Origin of the sequence: Leptolyngbya sp. NK1-12, assembly GCF_032598965.1 — a bacterium.
GTDB lineage: Bacteria > Cyanobacteriota > Cyanobacteriia > Elainellales > Elainellaceae > Elainella.
Window position 1 is genome coordinate 6,181,302 of sequence record NZ_CP053586.1, and the last position, 17,485, is coordinate 6,198,786.

The 17,485-nt window shown below is 53.0% G+C and carries 12 protein-coding genes; 3 read left to right on the forward strand and 9 right to left on the reverse strand.

The window, feature by feature from the left end; genetic code table 11:
• Nucleotides 1-152: 152 nt before the first annotated feature.
• Nucleotides 153-1,232: a Fe(3+) ABC transporter substrate-binding protein gene (locus tag HJG54_RS26575; protein WP_316432230.1), complete on the forward strand. Its 1,080-nt coding sequence runs from the start codon at nt 153-155 to the stop codon at nt 1,230-1,232.
• A gap of 71 nt (nt 1,233-1,303) precedes the next feature.
• On the opposite strand, the gene HJG54_RS26580 is transcribed toward HJG54_RS26575, so the two are convergent.
• The 4 genes from HJG54_RS26580 to HJG54_RS26595 form a co-directional block, all read right to left on the reverse strand.
• On the reverse strand, nt 1,304-1,576 hold the full coding sequence (locus HJG54_RS26580; RefSeq protein WP_035999040.1) for a DUF3143 domain-containing protein: 273 nt from the start codon (nt 1,574-1,576) through the stop codon (nt 1,304-1,306).
• A gap of 135 nt (nt 1,577-1,711) precedes the next feature.
• Complete coding sequence (locus HJG54_RS26585; protein WP_316432231.1) at nt 1,712-3,571, reverse strand: alpha/beta hydrolase; 1,860 nt, start codon at nt 3,569-3,571, stop codon at nt 1,712-1,714.
• 109 nt (nt 3,572-3,680) lie between these two features.
• Nucleotides 3,681-5,861: an NAD-dependent DNA ligase LigA gene (gene ligA, locus HJG54_RS26590; RefSeq protein WP_316432232.1), complete on the reverse strand. Its 2,181-nt coding sequence runs from the start codon at nt 5,859-5,861 to the stop codon at nt 3,681-3,683.
• Nucleotides 5,862-5,941: 80 nt separating this feature from the next.
• Nucleotides 5,942-6,394, reverse strand: coding sequence for a DUF1824 family protein (locus HJG54_RS26595; RefSeq protein WP_316432233.1), 453 nt, complete (start codon nt 6,392-6,394; stop codon nt 5,942-5,944).
• A 572-nt stretch (nt 6,395-6,966) separates the two neighbouring features.
• Between HJG54_RS26595 and HJG54_RS26600 the strand changes: the two genes are divergently transcribed.
• Entirely contained in the window at nt 6,967-7,326 is a 360-nt protein-coding gene (locus tag HJG54_RS26600; protein ID WP_316432234.1) for a hypothetical protein, read from the forward strand.
• Nucleotides 7,327-7,361: 35 nt separating this feature from the next.
• On the opposite strand, the gene HJG54_RS26605 is transcribed toward HJG54_RS26600, so the two are convergent.
• The 3 genes from HJG54_RS26605 to HJG54_RS26615 all read right to left on the reverse strand — a co-directional run bounded on the left by HJG54_RS26605 (nt 7,362) and on the right by HJG54_RS26615 (nt 11,051).
• The gene (locus HJG54_RS26605; RefSeq protein WP_316432235.1) at nt 7,362-8,198 is read right to left on the reverse strand and encodes a DNA/RNA non-specific endonuclease; all 837 of its coding nucleotides are present in this window, start codon (nt 8,196-8,198) and stop codon (nt 7,362-7,364) included.
• A gap of 44 nt (nt 8,199-8,242) precedes the next feature.
• Nucleotides 8,243-9,526, reverse strand: coding sequence for a hypothetical protein (locus HJG54_RS26610; protein WP_316432236.1), 1,284 nt, complete (start codon nt 9,524-9,526; stop codon nt 8,243-8,245).
• Between the two features lie 184 nt (nt 9,527-9,710).
• Nucleotides 9,711-11,051 (reverse strand): proton extrusion protein PcxA, encoded by a 1,341-nt coding sequence (locus tag HJG54_RS26615; protein WP_316432237.1) that lies wholly within the window; start codon nt 11,049-11,051, stop codon nt 9,711-9,713.
• A gap of 351 nt (nt 11,052-11,402) precedes the next feature.
• On the opposite strand from HJG54_RS26615, the gene HJG54_RS26620 reads away from it, so the two are divergent.
• Entirely contained in the window at nt 11,403-13,598 is a 2,196-nt protein-coding gene (locus HJG54_RS26620) for a recombinase family protein (protein ID WP_316432238.1), read from the forward strand.
• Nucleotides 13,599-13,691: 93 nt separating this feature from the next.
• Here HJG54_RS26620 and HJG54_RS26625 read toward each other — a convergent pair whose 3' ends face one another.
• Both HJG54_RS26625 and HJG54_RS26630 read right to left on the reverse strand, forming a co-directional pair.
• Entirely contained in the window at nt 13,692-13,898 is a 207-nt protein-coding gene (locus tag HJG54_RS26625) for a hypothetical protein (protein WP_316432239.1), read from the reverse strand.
• A gap of 87 nt (nt 13,899-13,985) precedes the next feature.
• Nucleotides 13,986-17,168: a pentapeptide repeat-containing protein gene (locus tag HJG54_RS26630; protein ID WP_316432240.1), complete on the reverse strand. Its 3,183-nt coding sequence runs from the start codon at nt 17,166-17,168 to the stop codon at nt 13,986-13,988.
• Nucleotides 17,169-17,485 lie beyond the last annotated feature (317 nt).

Here is a 17,485-nt window from a genome sequence, read left to right on the forward strand (position 1 = left end):
CACCCTCCCCCTGCCTCCGAATATATTGGGAAAAGCTTGCAATAAGCACGCACTAGCGTTGAGAATATTGAGTTGTAGTGAATAGACTGCTCTTTGGTTTGAGTAGTCACAGTGTTTTCACGATAGATAAATGGGCAATTAGGAAACGAAAAATGAGCAAAATTTCTCGGCGTGCCTTTATTGGTGTGAGTGCAGCAGCCGCGGCAGTGACCGTGGGTCAGATGGGCAAATCGAAGGCTGTGGCCCAACAAGGTCCGGCAATTCGAGTCGCTCAAACCGATAATGTGGTTAATCTTTACTCATCGCGTCACTACGATACCGATCAGACGCTCTACGACAGCTTTACGGCAGCAACTGGTGTTAAGGTGAACCTGATCGAGGCAGAAGCCGATCCGCTGATTGAGCGGATTAAGAGCGAAGGAGCAAACAGCCCTGCTGATGTCCTGATGACGGTTGATATTGGCCGTCTCTGGCGAGCGGAAGCCGAAGGACTGTTTCAACCCATCAGCTCCAATGCCCTCAATCAAGCTATTCCTGCTAATTTGCGCCATCCAGAAGGCTTGTGGTATGGCTTCTCGAAGCGGGCACGGGTAATCATGTACAACAAGTCGAAGGTGAATCCAGCCCAGTTGTCTACCTATGAGGCGCTGGTTGAACCCCAATGGCAAGGCCAAATTCTGACCCGTTCTTCGACCAACATCTATAGCATTTCGCTGGTCGCTTCGATGCTGGCGGCCCATGGTCCCCAGGAAACCGAAGCTTGGGTGCGTGGCTTAGTCGCAAACTTTGCCCGCCCGCCGGAAGGCAATGACACAGCCCAAATTCAAGCTTGTGCGGCTGGGGTGGGGTCCTTGGCTCTGGCAAATACTTACTACCTGATTCGCTTGGCCAAGTCCGACACCCCAGAAGACAGAGCGGTTGCCGAACAGGTGAATATCTTTTTCCCCAACCAACGAGACCGTGGCACCCATGTCAATATCAGCGGCGCGGGTGTTTTGAAAACTGCTCCTAATAAGGAAGCCGCCATTCGGTTCCTAGAGCATCTGGCCACACCCGAATCCCAAGCTATTTTTGCTCAGGGCAATAACGAATACCCAGTGGTTGAAGGCGTAACGCTTGATCCGATCTTGGCTAGCTACGGCAGCTTTAAGGAAGACCCAATTAACGCGGCTGAGATTGGCCGAAATAGTGCTGAAGCACTGCGGATCATGGACCGGGCTGGGTGGAAGTAGGAAGAGTTTAGGAGCCAGAGGTTAGAAGAAAACCTGGCTCCTTACATCCAAGCAACGAAAAACTCAGAGAATCAGGGTCCCGAAAAAACGACTTCATCGAGGTCTTTACGGCTGAGGGAGTATTTAAAAGAGCGCTGGATGTCGCGACCATCTTCTGCAGCACCGATGTAACGGACTGTTAAGGAGTCTACCTCTAGCCACAAGTCAGCTTCCCAGGTAGTCTTTTTCACATGCCAGCGGTGGAGGTCAGCTTCGTCTTGCTGGCAGCCCTGCGTCCTTAACCAGTCTTCGATATCTGGCAGGGGATGATTATAGAGCGGAGTATCAGAAGGGGGTAACGCCATTTCCAGTCAAACGGTGATTTCCTTTCCTCATTCTAGCCGCTTCACACTTCTTTACAAACAATGATGGCAAACCGGGATGCCCGATTGGAATTAATTACCCGATTGGAATTAATTAAGGGTTAATCAAGGATTTACTCATCTAGTAGGGGCATTTGTTGCTATTTGAAGTAAGGTTAGGGATTGCACCAGGGAGATTGGTAAAACTTGATTGCTGATGCTTTGGGCGTAGGTGGCCCCTAAATAAAAGCGGTAGTCTGGGTTTTGAGCGAGATGAGTCTGAAAAAACGCCACGCTTAGCGCCTTCAGGTAGGCTTGGGCTACTTTAGGATCGGGGCCGATGATTTCGGAGGGCAGTGGAATCACATCGGCGGCAGTGGGGTTGGGCACGTCGATCGTCGAGAAATGGGTGCCACCTTGGAGGAGTACCAAGTATTTATTGGGTGTAGCTAACCAGGTGAAGGGGCGAATTTGCTCGATCAGGGCTGGGGCAATCGTATCGGCACTGCCGCTCATCAGCATCACCGGGATTTGAATATCAGAAAAATCTGCGGCTCCGATCAGGCTGCTGCCAATCGAGTTGATTGCCACAATTGCTTTGACCCGCTCATCGTATAGATCGGACAGAGGTTGCGGCAACTCTAGAGCACGACACTGGAGCAGCAGGGAGAGGTTGAGAGGATCATTGCGGTCACAGTCGAGCTGAAGTTGCTGTAGATCAATGCGCCCACCCGCCAATGCCAGTGCCGTATAGCCACCGAAGGATTGGCCCACGACGCCGACTTGCTCAAGGTTCAAGCGGTCCTGAATTTGGGGATCGGTTTGGTTGAGTTGGGTGAGTCGGTCAAGCAGGTATTTGATATCTAGCGGTCGGTCGATAAATTCGGCAGGAGCGGTGACTTGGCTGGCGGTTCCGGCAATCAGCGCTTGGAGCTGCTGAGCATTGCTGCCTGGATGTTCGGGAACGGCTACGGCAAATCCATAGGAGGCAAGCTGTTTAGCTAAATAGGCGTAGCTGCTGCGATCGGACCCCAAGCCGTGGGAAATCACCACGACGGGAGCCTGCAAAACGGGTGAGTTGCGAGTCTGAGGTAGGTAGAGGTCTACCGGAAACTGTCGGTTCCGGCTAATGTCGTTAAGCTGAATCGAAACTACCTGCCAGCCAAACGAGCCGAGGTTCTGGAGGTCAGGTTGGGGTGCACGGTTAAGGGGGGCAATTTGCGCTTCCAATTCGGCTTCCTGTAAGGATTGTTCGGCAACTAGGGCTGCTGCTTCCTGGGTTTGCTGAATCAATCGCTGTAGATCGCTCAGGAGCTGAAGCGTGCGGTTGAGGTCGATGCGAATATTGCTGAGGGGAAATTCACGCAGCACATTCAGCATGGTCAGCCCCTGGGGATCGTTGGCAGCCAGAATTAGGGCCGAACGAATGGCATAAAAGCCCGACAGGTTGGAGTCGGTGCGTACCAATTCTCCTAGCCGCCGCAGCAAAATTTCGCCTTGTTCGGTGTAGAGGAACTGGGTGACGGGCACGACGCCTAAGTTGACAGGGGCCACCAGTGCCTGCCGCAGTTGTTCTTGTTGGGCATCGTTGAGATAGCGCAGATAATCGCGTAGATCGCTAGAGACCGTACCATCTGTAGCGTACTGTTCTAGGGCATCAATCCTGATCGAGCGTTCCAACAACCCGTAAGAGATGGTAATACGTTCAGCGGCGATGGTAGCTCCGGCATCTAGCAGGGGTGGCAGTAATCCGATACTCAGAATTAGCTTGGCCCAATGCAGCCAATGACTGCGAGCAAAACGAACCAACCTGGGGGCAACTGAGTAGGAGTTGGCGCTTGGCGTGCCGTGATCAGTAGTTTGTTTATCAGTGGCCTGTTTATCAGTGGCCTGTTTATCAGTGGCTTGACCGTGAGTGGCTTGACCCAAAATTGCAACATCCCTTGCCACTCCAGAAGCTGATTTTTCTGACTGCACGTCAGTAGCCCAGCGATTCATAAATAGCCTGTCCTAACCAGAGGTCTCTGTTTTTTTCTAAGCAGAGGTCAGTATCACTCTAGCAAGACTGAAGCCGAGCCGCCCTGGTCAATAGTTTAGGTAGAAAAACTTACGGATCTGGCGTATCTGAAACCGATGCCTGATGCAGTAGTTCTAGTAGTTGGGCTTCTGAGAGCTGGGAAATGCCTAACGCTTCGGCCTTGGCCAGCTTAGAACCAGCCTCTGCTCCTACCACTACGTAATCTGTCTTGGCACTGACTGAACTGGCCACTTTACCGCCCGCCTCTTGAATCAGGTTTTTAGCTTCATCCCGTTTCAAGCTAGGCAAAGTGCCTGTAATCACGAAGGTTTTGCCGGCTAGGGGTTGGGCAGCTGGACGGTGTGGAGTTGCTGCGGCTAACTGCACCCCTGCAGCCTGGAGCCGCTCGATCAGGGTTTGGTTGGCCGGTACCCGAAACCAATCGTGCACCGACTGGGCAATTTCTGCTCCAATCCCATACACGGCCTCGATCTCGGCGGGTGTGGCGGCGGCTAGGGCTTCTGCCGTTGGAAATTGGTCTGCCAGGGTTTGGGCATTCACACTACCCACATGCCGGATGCCCAGCCCATACAGGACTCGTGGCCAGGGTTGGGTTTTAGATTGGGCAATCGCCTCAACCAGGTTCTGGGCCGACTTTTGGCCCATGCGCTCAACGGTCAGCAGTTGCTCCACCGTCAGATCATAAATATCGGCTACCGAGTGCAGCAGGCCCTGGTCCACAAATTGCTCGATCCACCTCTCACCCAAACCCCGGATATCCAGGGCGTCTCGGCTAGCCCAGTGCAGTAGGGAGCGCCGCAGGATGGCTGGACAGGAGGCATTAATGCAGCGGGTTACCGCTTCCCCTACTTCTCGCTCTAGTTGAGTGCCGCATTCTGGGCAGTGGGTCGGCATCTGGAATGGCTGTGCTCCGGCAGGCCGCAGTTCTGGTAACACCCGCAGCACCTCTGGAATAATCTCTCCCGCCTTGCGGACAATCACCGTATCTCCAATGCGGATATCCAGTTCGGCCACTCGATCGGCATTGTGCAGGGTAGCACGCGAAACAGTTGTGCCGGCTAGCTGGACTGGACGCAACTCGGCTAAGGGGGTTACGGCTCCGGTGCGGCCCACATTGACGCTAATCCGTTCCACGATGGTGGGAGCCTCTTCTGCCGGATATTTCAGAGCAATTGCCCAGCGGGGAAACTTTTGCGTAAAGCCGAGTTGATTTTGCAGCCCGAAGGAATTGAGCTTGACCACAACACCATCGGTCATGTAAGGCAGCTCTAAACGTTCGGTAGACCAGCGGTTATAGTAGTCCTCTACTTCTGTCAGCGACCGACAGAGTTGACGATTGGGGTTGACCTTAAACCCGATAGATTGCAGTAGCTCTAGGGCTTCCCATTGAGTATGCGGTAGGGGAAAAGGCGGAGTGGAAGAGGTGACGGAGGTGGGGGAGATAGAGGGAGTAGGGGAGGTGGCAAGGAGTTGGAGTTGTTCAATTTGGGCGTCCTGATCTTCAGCGGCTTCGCTATCCTGGGCCTTTGCTCCGACAATATGAATCGTGTAGGCAAAAAAATCGAGCTGGCGTTTAGCGACGACGCGGGCATCCAACTGGCGCAGGGTACCTGCGGTAGCGTTGCGGGGGTTGGCAAACAGAGCTTCTCCAGCCTGTTCCCGTTCCCGATTGATCTGACGAAACACATCCAGGCCCAAAAACGCTTCTCCTCGCACCTCAACTAGGGGAGGGGCCGGGTCCAGGTTAAGTCTGAGCGGAATCGAGCGAATGGTCCGAACGTTCTGGGTGATTTCTTCGCCGGTAATTCCATCGCCTCGGGTAGCTCCCCGGACAAGAATGCCGTTCTCGTAGGTGAGGGCGAGAGCGTTGCCGTCAATTTTGAGTTCACAGACATAATCAAACGTTTCCATCTGGGGAACTACGCGACGCCAGCGCTCTTGCCAGTTGGCAAAGTCTTGTAGGTCAAAGGCATTCTCCAGACTGTAGAGGGGAATGTTGTGCCGCACCGAGGCAAAGCGGGTTGCTGGTTTTTCACCCACACGCTGAGTGGGGCTGTCGGGCGTGATCCATTGAGGATGAGCGGCTTCTAGCTCCTGTAATTCCCTATAGAGCTGGTCATAGACGGCATCGGGCATGGTGGGCGCATCGAGTACGTAATACTCGTAGCTCGCCTTTTGCAACAGCGTTTTCAGCTCTTCGATGCGGTGCTGGGCCTGGTGTTGGGCGGTTAATTCGTCCGTTGAAGCCATGAATCTGAAGCCATGAATCGCAACGATGGGGGGTCTCTGGCCTGACGATTGTAACCAAAAATTGCGATTTTGGAATACTACTACGGTTCAAATAGATCGAGCGGCAAGTGTCCAAACATCTCGTTCACATCAGTTGCTTCTGCCGATTGGCAGGAAACTAGCACCCCCCGATAGTTGCCTGTGTAGGCATCGGCATAGCAAAGGCCGGTATTAGGATTGAATTTGATGTAGACGGCACCATCCATGACGGCTCGTTCGACGGGAGTCCAGTCACCTTGGCCGTATCCCAAGGCGGTTGCATAGGAGTTGAGCGCCCGCATTGCCTCCGCTTGGGAACCTGCGCAAATACCTAGGATTTGATAATCTGACGCTGCTGCAACGATCTGTAGTGCCCGCTGCAGACCGGCTCTGTCGATTGAACTGGGCGGTTGATCAGATCCCTGATGGGATGGCGCTTGACTCAAGCAGTTGGATTGCCGCAGCAGTTGGCAGGCAGCATCTACGGTAAGGGAGATTTCATCAGGACTTGTCATGAACTGAAAGGAGGTTGACAAAAGCAATCATTTATTAATTTTGCACTAAATCTTTTAACAAATCATTAATTCAATTCCTAGTTGGATAAGGCCCAAATCATAAGCCGCATACTTTTAATTCGTAACTTTGATTTCCTTAACTTAGTTTTTAATAAATTGCCATATTTATTTTTATTACAGAACGTAATTTTCTGCTGTCCTTTAATCTTGCATGTAATCTTGCGTGATCCCCGCGTTAGTTCTGCGACAATTCGCTTTATTCATTAGGACAGATGCCGAGTAATCGAGCGAACGATATACCTATTTTTAGGTGTTTCTTTTGTTTTTAAAGAAATGCTTAATATTTGAGGCTTGGTGGTTTTTCCGTGATCCCTAGTTAGTTTACAGAAATATCCGTAGAGTTACCCAAAACCCTTGTGGAAATACTCAGGTGTTGGAAATGTATCCGTAACTTAACAGGAGTCTAAAGAGAATCTAAATTGTTATCTTCTCTTCGGGATCGTTGAAAACTTTACCACACGAGCTTTACATGCCCGTTATTCGTTCAAAACCTATAAATAGCTGAGATGAGAATGAAGTGGAAGATTCGCTCTGGGAATGCCTCGTCTATGAAACCCGTGAATGACAGAATTTCTGCTTGCCGTCACTGCCGCTCCTACAGGGCAGAAGGGCGTCGAGGTGGATATTGTCAGCAGCTTGGGGTACCGGTGCAAGGAAGCTGGAAAACTTGCTCTCTCGCCATGGCTCCCTTTACTGCGAATTGGCAGCAGCTAGCGGGGATCGGTTCGTGGCTATCGCCTTCTAGCGATCCCGAAACTCAGATTACCTCTGAATTGGCTTTACCAACTCTTACTTTACCGGAAACAGAGGCGATTCCGGTGGTTCCAGTTACTCCAATCATGACCGAAGAGATGCTGATGGGCTTGGAGTAACCTAGTCTGGAGTAATCTTTAACCTGGAATACCCTTTAATTCGCTTTAGCTTCGAGGACAGACTGAATCGGTTCTGGAACAGTCGTGAGGAAGTCATAGCCCGTGAGCTGCTCGATGGCATCAATGGAAGTACGATAGCTCTTCCAGGCCATTTCTTTGATCCCCTGTTGATTGGGCATAATCACAGCAATCACGGGTGTTTCTGTCTTCAAGCTTTCTACTCCCAAGCCGGGACGATCCAGGACGACAACGATCTTCCAGAGCTGATCTGGGACGGTAATCTTACCTGCGGCGATAGCTGTGCGCTTTCCTTTCAAGCCGATCCCGCCTTCGCCATGGCCGCCAGCAATAATGTATAGCTCCTTGCCCTGACGCGCCAACTCTCGACAGTAGCTCTCCAGGCGTTCCCATGGGCCTTGGTTGTTATCGGGTGCTTGCGGCAGAATATTGGTCATCACAAATACGGATTTGCTGTCTGTTTCGGACCCGTTGCGGTCGGCAGCCGGAATCAAATGGCCTCGGTCAAATCCAGTACCGGTATAGTCCCTTGGCTGCACCTGATACCATCCCGACGGTAGCGATGCATCTGGCTCGAAGGGTGGACGTGGCAATTGCCCTAGCCAGTTTTGGTTGAGCTGCCAGCTGGCCCAATTGGGAATTCCTTTATCGCGATTGTAGGATAGGGCGTACTGGGGCCGACTGATCAGATAGTTTTTAGCGTTAAAAATCGTAGCGCCGCTAGGGTTACCCAATAGTAGATGGGGGCTATCTTGCCCAATCGAGGCCGGATTGAGCAGCATCGTGCAGCTCGATAGCAAAATAGCCAGCCCCAGCATGCCTAATCTCTGCCATAGCCGTTGCCCGAATTTCATTTCCCTACCCCTGCTCCATCGCCCCTATTCATCCGTCCTGCTCATCACCCCTGTTCATCCGTCCACAGCATCATGCCCCGCCAAACTAAACCCAACGCTACTAAGCCCAAGCTCACGAGCCAAACGGACCATTCCACCCAAAACGCCAAACCCACACATACGACTAAACCAAGGCCGTTAAGCCAACGGGGACAAACACGAGGTGCACTGGCCTGTCGCAGAGCGGCCCAATGCATCAGAGCATAGTGCAGCAGGAACGCAAAGGCACTGAACGACCAAATCGTCTGTACATCGCCGACCCACAAAATACAGCTTAAAATCAAACTGACCAACCCTAGCGCCAGTTGGGGAGAGAGGGTTTCTGCTTCCTGGTTAGGCCAAGCTTCAGGCGGGCTGACCGCTTGATTCAGGTGTTGTAACCGTTCTGTCAATTGAGGTAGGAGCGACAAAATCATGCCGCTCATGGCAGCCACGGCTCCTAGGGTAATCAAATAAACACCGCCGGGTAGGGCCAAACTGCGCATCACCATAACCAGAGGAGCCGCTGATGCGGTGACTGAACTGCCTAAAACCCCAGCACCTACTGTTTGAATGCCAACGATTGCAACGGCCAGATACAGTGACCAGGCTAGGCCAATCGCTAAACCAATGGCGCTCAAGAGCTGTCTGGCCGATCTAAAGTTAGGCTGGGGGGCCAGAGATTCGAAGCCCGCGTAAGCTGCGGTCATCAGCGTTGTTGCCTGTAAGAGGGCTATCGGGGTCGCTCTATCGTTGGCTTGGGCCAACAGTACAGCCTCTGCACTGCTGGTTTGGCTAATTTTGAGCAGGCCCGCCCCAATTAAGCCCAACAGCGAAACGGCAGCGATCATAACCGTGACTCGCCTGAGTCGGGCTAAGGAGCGCCCGCGCCAACTCAACCGGGTCAATCCCACAATCACCAATAGGGCGATTGGTACGAGCCAGATAGGAGCCGGGTGGTACAAACCACTAAGTAAATAGCCGGCTACGCCCAGAGCGGCGGCAGCGCCAGAGGTCAGCTTGGCCAGAAACAGGGTGGATTGGGCTGCAAATTGCAGCCAAGTTTGGTGGCTTGGTATCTCAGGAGGGGTGACATTAGCAACTTCAACCCAACTGTTGCCCAAGGCAACTACGGCTGCAAAGGTCAAGGCCCAAACTGCATCAGCCGCCGCCACATCAGCCGCAATACCAATGCCCACGAAGACGCCCGTGCCCAAAATCAAACTCAACCTTAAGCGTACTTGCTGCCAAAATTTCACGGTCGCAGCAGCCTCAGGAGCGATTTTGGGAGGAGCAAACGGTTTGGACATTTGGGGTTTGGCATTCAGGAAGATATGGGAGCGATATTTTAACGGGAGTAGAGGCGTGAATGGGTTGGTGATAGCTAGGTTCTGGGTATGTTCTGCAATCAGGTGCTGCTACAGGCACTAGCAGATGGGACCTAAAGCAACCGTTATTCCTGGTTTATTCCTCGTTTATGGCTGGTTTCATCTATTACTCGTTCATGTTGCGATAGGTGGCAACGGCGGAGGGTGAAACCCGATTGAGATAGCGGAAGATCCAGTATTTGAAGATAGTGTCTAGAATCACCGGGAATGTAGCGATAAATAGGAAAATAAAATCTCGATTGGCCGGTAGACCTAGATGGCGAGACACGCTTTCGAGCAGTACTTCCCAACCATGGGGTGAGTGGAAGCCGACAAAGATATCAGTAAACAAAATAATGATAAACGCTTTGGCACTGTCGCTGAGACCATAGATTAGCGTATCCATAAAGGATTTGAGCACCGCGATTTCCCGTTTGCTGGTGACAATGACCACGACAAAGGCCAGTAGGCCCAACAAGTCGGAAAAGACATTCTTGATGGCATCGGAACCAATTCGACGGTACTGGGCTTCAATTTCGCTGGCTCTCTCTCTGACCCGCTCGACAATTGCTTCATCGCCAATCGGCGGAGCTTTACCAATCAGAATCTCAAACCGCAGCCGCTGCTCAAACCGCTGGAGTTCGTTGAGGGCTTCTTCTTCGAGTTCGTAATTCAAAAATGGCGACTCCTGAGCTGACTGCTCTCTGACCCGATCCACAATGGGGCCCACCAGGAAATTTTTTGAAATCTGCTGGGTCAACAGGGGGATGATAATCATCAGCAGAACCAGCCGAATTGAAATGATGGTCTTGGAGCGGGAGACCCGAAAATCCTGCAAAACCTCCTGCTCGGCTTGGGGATCGAGGTCGCGCTTAATCCGATCAACCGTTTCTAGAATAGAACGAGGCAACACGCCGGTTTTATCTGTAATTGATTTAAGATCGCGTTTGGGTAGGTCATCAGAGGAGTTCAAGCCATTAGCTTGGTTGAGAGATGGGCTACTGGCCTTAGCAATATTTGGCTCCGTGACAATGATGACCGATCCGGGTTCTGGTTGCTCATAGCGAGCAACCACGTCGTCGATAAACCGCAATTTTTTCAGAATTAAATTGGGCTGATCGATCACGCTGATTGTGCGTAAATCGGTCGCATTTTCATTAAGTTGAATTTCAGTTACCGATTGATTGGACAGGCGCACAACCGAACGACTAGCCTTGAATTCAATCAGTCTCACTTTAATAATGTTGAGATACTTTTTTAATTCCCCCTGAAAGTAAGCTTGAGCACTTTTGCTATAGTTGCCTGAATTCAGCAAGATTCGATTGCCGTTAAAGTGGGCATCCTCGAGTCCTTTAATTCTCAAGGCAGCTTCATAGGCTTCGTTCAGCGCTCGCTCAGGAGTGCGAAGCAACCAGCGATTGGCGGCTTGGAGAGAGCTTCTAACCGGACCCAAAAAAGAATTGTGCATGGTTTCTGTCGCACGACATTACACGACATTAATAGAAAATTAGCAGTGCTTGAGCGCCCAAATAATTTAAGAGTTTCTTTAAAGTTTGAGTTTAAGGCCACAAATTAGCTGATAGGGAAACCGCTTCCAATCTAATTTAATCAATTCGATGAATTAGCGATAGAGCCATTTGAGCTATCAGCAACTGTCCGTCACTGTCCGTCACTATCAGTCGTTATTTGATAGCTGTTAATTAGAAACTGATTGACTAAAAACAGTAACAATCCATTTAAACTTTTTCCTGATTTTTTGCTTGAGCTTTGTGTCAACGTTGCTCCTGTATTGTTCAATCTAAAGATCTAGAATTAAATTATGCAGTATCATAACAAATCCTTCCAAGCGGGGTCGGTACCTACAACTTCGATCTGGTATACAGGAGCTACTGGCAGCGGTAAAACCACTCGGTTAATTGAGCAGTTACGCCACTGGACTGGGGTGCAAACTGCTGGGGTACAAAGCCCGGAATCGGGGTTTTCGCTGGTATCTCAAGCGCCGCCATGTCTGATTTTTGCCGCTAGTAGCAGCAACCGTCTGTCTCTGCTAGACCGAATCGCACCAGCCGCAACTCCAGCAAGCTCAACTCTGTTTGAGTGTTTCACACCCGTTGGCTTTTTTCAAAATGAGGTGATGCAATTCTGGCCGCTGCTGATGGCGCAATTGGAGTTAAAGACAGAGGCTCCGATGCGTCTGCATCCTGAAACCGAACAGGAGTTGGCGGCGCGGCTTTGGCAGCCTCAGCTAGAATCGGGGCAGTTACGGCAGACTGGCGTCCCCGATGCAATGATGGTGCAGCGGACGTTGGAGCTATTGCGCTTGGCAGCAGCGAGTGGCACTCCCCACGAACAAATTCCCCTGCTGTTAGAAGAGGGTTTGACCGAGCAAGCTGGCTCACCACAGCTGTGGCGACAGATGGGTGATGCAGTGAACCGCTGGTGGCGCTGGTGCTTGGAACGGGGGATTCTAACCTACGCCATTTTGAGCGAACTGTACTGGCGCTATCTGCTGCCCAATCCTCGCTATCAGCAGCAGTTAAAACAGCGCTATCGAGCTGTGCTGGCCGATGACGTAGACGAGTATCCCGCGGCAGCCCGTGCCCTATTTGAGTTTTTTCTGGATCAGGACATTCCGGCGGCGTTCAGCTTTAATCCTCAGGGCGGGATTCGTCTAGGGCTGGGAGCCGACCCCGACTACTGGGCTGGTTTGGCCGAGCGCTGTCGAGTGGAACTCCTTCAACCTCCTGCGGATAATTTGGCGGTTGGCTGGGGGCAGGTCGTAGTAGAAGCGATTCGGAACCCGCTGTCGATGCCCCAGTTACCCGACTCGGTGCGGCTGATTCAAACCGTGTCGAAGGCCCAACTGCTGCGCCAAACTGCTGAAATCATCGCTACAGCAGTTCAGTCTCAGGAGGTGCAACCGCAGGAGATCGCGATTATTGCGCCGGGTTTGGATGCGATTACTCGCTACACGCTGGAAGAAATTTTGAGCAGCAAGGGGATTCCACTGGTTTTGCTCAATCTGCAGCAGCCGTTGGTGCGGTCGCCGTTGGTGCGCTCCCTTTTGACTCTGCTGGCCCTGATCTATCCCAACTTAGGCCGTTTGGTGGACCGGGAGGCGGTGGCCGAGATGCTGGTAATTTTGAGCCAGAGCCAACCTCGTGCGGCGGTGGCTGCATCTGCACCTGATGCCCCTTCGTTTTCGATCACGCCTCAGGGAATGGCGGGAAAGCCGCGCATCGATCCAGTCCGGGCAGGGCTACTGGCCGATCATTGTTTTGTGCCAGATCCGCTGACTCCCCAACTGCTGCCAGCCACGAGTTTTCCCCGCTGGGATCGGTTGGGCTATCAGGCTGCCGAAGCCTATGGCGAATTTTTGCAGTGGCTCACAGTTCAGCAACAGCAGGCTACTATCAGCCCGGCAGTAATGATAGAACGGGCTATTCAGCGGTTTTTCAGCGGTGAGTTGACCTACGACCAACAGACGCTGCTGCGGGAGTTGATGGAGGCTGCCCAGCACTATTGGGAGGTAGAGAGTCGGTTGGGGCAGTTTAATCGCACTCCGGTTTCTGCTGCGACCACTGCCGGTCGATTCATTCAGCTGTTGCGAGCCGGAACCATCACGGGCAATCCGCCTGCTGAAGCAAGGGATCCTGCCAAACCAGCCGTCACCCTAGCCACGATCTATCAATACCGCAGCGAGCGACTTTACCATCGCTGGCAGTTTTGGCTCGATGCTGGTTCCCCGTTTTGGCTAACGGGACGGGTCAGTTTATTTGCAGCACCACTGTTCCTGCGCCAACGGCTAAACCGGATTTGGACCGCGGCTGACGAATTTACGGCAAACCAGAATTACCTGGAGCGGGAAATTGTAGACTTACTGGGTCGTGTGACCGATTCCTCTGATCAACGGTCAGTACGGGTCTACCTCTGCCACTGTGATTTGGCGGTGAATGGGCAAGAGCAATCTGGAGCCTTGATGCCGATTGTGAATGCGGCAGTGCCGGTGAATTAAATCTGGTGGGTTCAATCCCATCGTGTTTGCCAGAAGAGATAGAACGCCCACAACAATGTCTCTGTCCTAACTATCATGGCGACGGCTATACCTTCAAGAATCCGTATCGTTGCTGACATCACTAACATTACTGACATCACTGACATCAGCCGTGACAAACGCTTTGACCAGCGTTACGACCAATCCATAAACCAGCGTGCCAACGACAATCAGCATCAGGGCGGAGAGGGCTGAAAACGGCGCGACAATGGCGAGCAGTAGTAACAGGGTGAGGACTACCGTCGCTAGGGTTCTGTTCATTGGGCTTCCTCCCAGATAGGGAACGTCCTTTCAGCTTAGGAGGCTGATTCTGGCTTGCCCTCTGACCAGATGGGGATTCTTCGCGAACTACCCTAAACCCAGCTGATGCTTCAGGGCTTCAGGCACACTCACAGCCGCGTCTAGGCCCCGCACATCTTCCCACTTGGTGCGTTCGCTCCACTTCACCTCACCAGCAGTCAGATCGCTTAATTCGGCTCCGATCAGGTTAGCGCTGCTCAGGTCAGCCCCGCAAAGATCGGCCCCGATCAAGTCGGCACTGTTAAGGCTGGCGTTGCAGAGGCTGGCTCCACAGAGGCTGGCTCCATTCAGGTACGCTCCGATCAAATCGGCTCCGCTTAAGTCGGCGTGGCGCAGGTTGACATCACTCAGGTCAGCTCCGTGGAGATTGGCATCGCTCAGATCCACATGGCCCAAATCAGCAGCGTTGAGACTGGCTCCACTTAAGCTCGCTCCAATCAGGTAGGCACGGCTGAGGTCCGCACTTTGGAGGCTAGCCCCCCGCAGGTAGGCTCCACTGAGGTCGGCATCCCGCAGGTCGGCGCGGCTGAGGCTGGCTCCAACCAGATTGGCGCTGCTCAGGTCAGCTCCACTCAGGGAAGCGCTGCTTAGATCGGCCCCCCGCAGGTTGGCTCCGATCAAATTGGCCCCCCGCAGATCGGCGCTGCTGAGGTTGGCTCCATCCAAACTGGCTCCAACCAGATTGGCACGGCTGAGGTTGGCTCCGCGTAAATGGGTGCGGCTGAGGTCAGCACTGCGCAGGTCGGCTCCACTGAAATCAATGCCGCTGAGGTCGGTGCCCGTCAAAACCACACCACTGAGGTTGGTTCCACTCAGATAGGGGCCAACAATGGCTCGAAAGGCGCTGGGCGAAACGCAGTGGCTGTAGCCGATCATCCGCAGCAATCGTTCGGGGACAAAGTCTGGACTGCCTTGGCGTCCGCAGGGATAAAAGGCAATTTCGTCCTGGGATTCGTTTTGAGAGCGGGCGTAGCGATGCAGCTCTAGCAGCAGAATCATCACGTTGAATCCAGCATAGATATCGGCTTGTCGCTGTCCTAGGGCTGGATGGGGCTGGCGCAGCAGGCGGGAGGCTTTTTGGGGCAGGCTTTCCGGTGGGGCATCCATAAATTGACCTCCACACCAGCGCCAGTAAAAGCTTTCTAGCCGCTTGAACAGATAGGCGGCATCTAGGTCAGGGTTGGCGTTCAGCAGCACCATCAGGTATTCGGTCATTTCGGCGGTGAGGCCACCGTAGCCCAGCAGGTCGAAGATTTGCCAGTCCATCGTTTCGGTAGGCACCAGCGGTTCCGGCTTTTGGCGGCGAGTCAGGGTGGTAGCCCAGTCCTCTAGGGCTTCGTGCAGACGGCGACTGCAAAACAGCTTGCCAAAACTGTTGTGGGTAAAGCGGATATAGCTCTGATCGCCCCGGCTGTAGAGCGTCACCAGGGGATTGGTGAGGGCGTGGTCTTGCAGTTTGGTCTGCAGTTCGGCAAGTAGGGCTTGTACTTCCTGGTCGTGCTGGAGTCGGGTAGCAATTTGGGCTAGCGGCACGGTTTCCGATCCGGTTTGTACGGCCCATAGGCCCACTTCGGCTAGCAGGCGGCGCAGGCTCTCAATTTCGGTGGGGCTGAGCTGTCGCTGTAACAAACCAGGCCGGTGCTTGGTCAGTGCCCAGTAGAAGATTTGCTGATACAGCAGAAATTTGGCTCTGGCGACGTTGGTTTCCTCCAGCATGTCGAGCCGCAGTTCTCCATCCCGATGCATTGCCGCTAAGAAGTACAGCATTAGGGGTTCACGGGTCAAATGAGCATTTTGCTCCGGAACGTCAATGTTCTGCAACATAGCCTTGAGGCTGGAAGTAGCTGCGCCTGTTAGCCGTTCCCACTGTGCTAGCCAGCGGGTTTGAAGCGCGGCATCAAATGGCAGAATTTCCACCCTAGCCAGATTAGGAGGCAATAACCGCTCCAGGGTTTTGATCATCAGCGAGCGCCCGGTAATGATGATCCGATGCCCCATTTCTGGATGGCTGGCACAGCTTTCTTGAAATTTACCAACCTGCTGGAAGAACTGCTCGAGGCTGCTGTTGTCCTCTAGATTTAGCTCACTGAATCCATCTAGCAGAAACAAAAAGCGGGTGTCACCCTGGGCCAACCAGTCGGGGTCTTGGGTCCAATGGGAAGGCACGGCCTGCCGCAAAAGTTCCTCAAAGTCATTGCCAAGCGACCGTAGTTCCTGAAGCGGAATCAACACCGGCGTCCAACGGGGGTATTGCTGCTGCCTGACCCAGTCGGCAAACATGCGGCAAAAGGTGGATTTACCTCGCCCGAAACCGCCCTGCACTAGCAAGACCTGATCGGCTTCGGTCTGACTGAGCTGAGCTTTGGTCCATTCTTCCAGATCGACTGGCGGCTGGTCAAAATCAGGTTCGCCATCGCTGGTGAGGATCTGTGCTTTTAGCGGTACATAGATGTCACGCAGACTGAAGGACTCATTAAAGACCAGCTCTGCTGGACGCGGTTGAATATAGTCATCTAGGTAGGCATCGAGACGCAGGTGACGCTCTAAACGGTCTGCATCGTCATCGCGGTACCAGGCCACCCAGGGCTGCATCGCGGCTCCCGCCTGCTCTAGGGCCGGCAGGATTTGGGGTTCAGTATTAAAAGCAATTTGAGCCGCAATCTGCTGAGCTGGCGCTGGCTGAAGCCCCAACTGGGTGAGCCGAGCTGCTAAGAGGCGATTCAGGACGGTTGCCAATCGAGACGTAGAGAAAGCCACGACTGCCTGCCGCGCATCCTGCCCCTCTAGCTTTAAGCCTGTTAGTATCCGAAACTGGTGCTGAACGGCCTCGGCAGCGGCTGCCTGCCCAACTTGCCCAATCCAGCGCTGAATTTTGGGCCGCTGAAACGTTGCGCAAAACTGATCCAGATAAGCCGCCTGCCCCAGTAGCTCAACGGCCTGCCCCAAACTGGGAGCCTGCTGGGTGCGGATCTGATACCGCTGCAACAGCTCGGCAGCCAACGGCACAAACGCAGGGTTTTCTCTTGATAAATCCGGTAAGGCGGCAGCTAACTCGGCTAGCGGTAAGGTCAAAACGGCGAATAGAGAATTTTGCTGTTCTAGAACGGGTAACAGCCGCTGCAGACGAGCCAGCACCATTCCTGAGGAAGCGGAGTCGGAATTGGCTGAGGAGTGGGTGGAAGCAAGGTCTCTGAGGTCCGCCTGCAAGAGCTTCCAGATCGGCATGGTCATGGCTGCCTCTGATGTGTGGATGCCTCATCGAAGGTAGCTCACTTTTTGAAGCAGCAGCAAGATTGCACACGAAATTTGACGTAAAACAACACCTGCTAACAGCACTGTGACATTACCTGTATGTGACATTACCTGAGCCTGTAACAGCATCTGGCGTTGCTTATACCCCGAGTTAAAGTACCTAGGCTTTACACGCTTGTGTGTAAATCTGATTGCCAACCGCCGCAATGTTGAGCGGGCCAACGTCTGTCTTAGGTACGAGGCTGCCTAAATTTGAACTGCCTAAGATGCTAGGTGATCGTCCAAGACTATGGTTG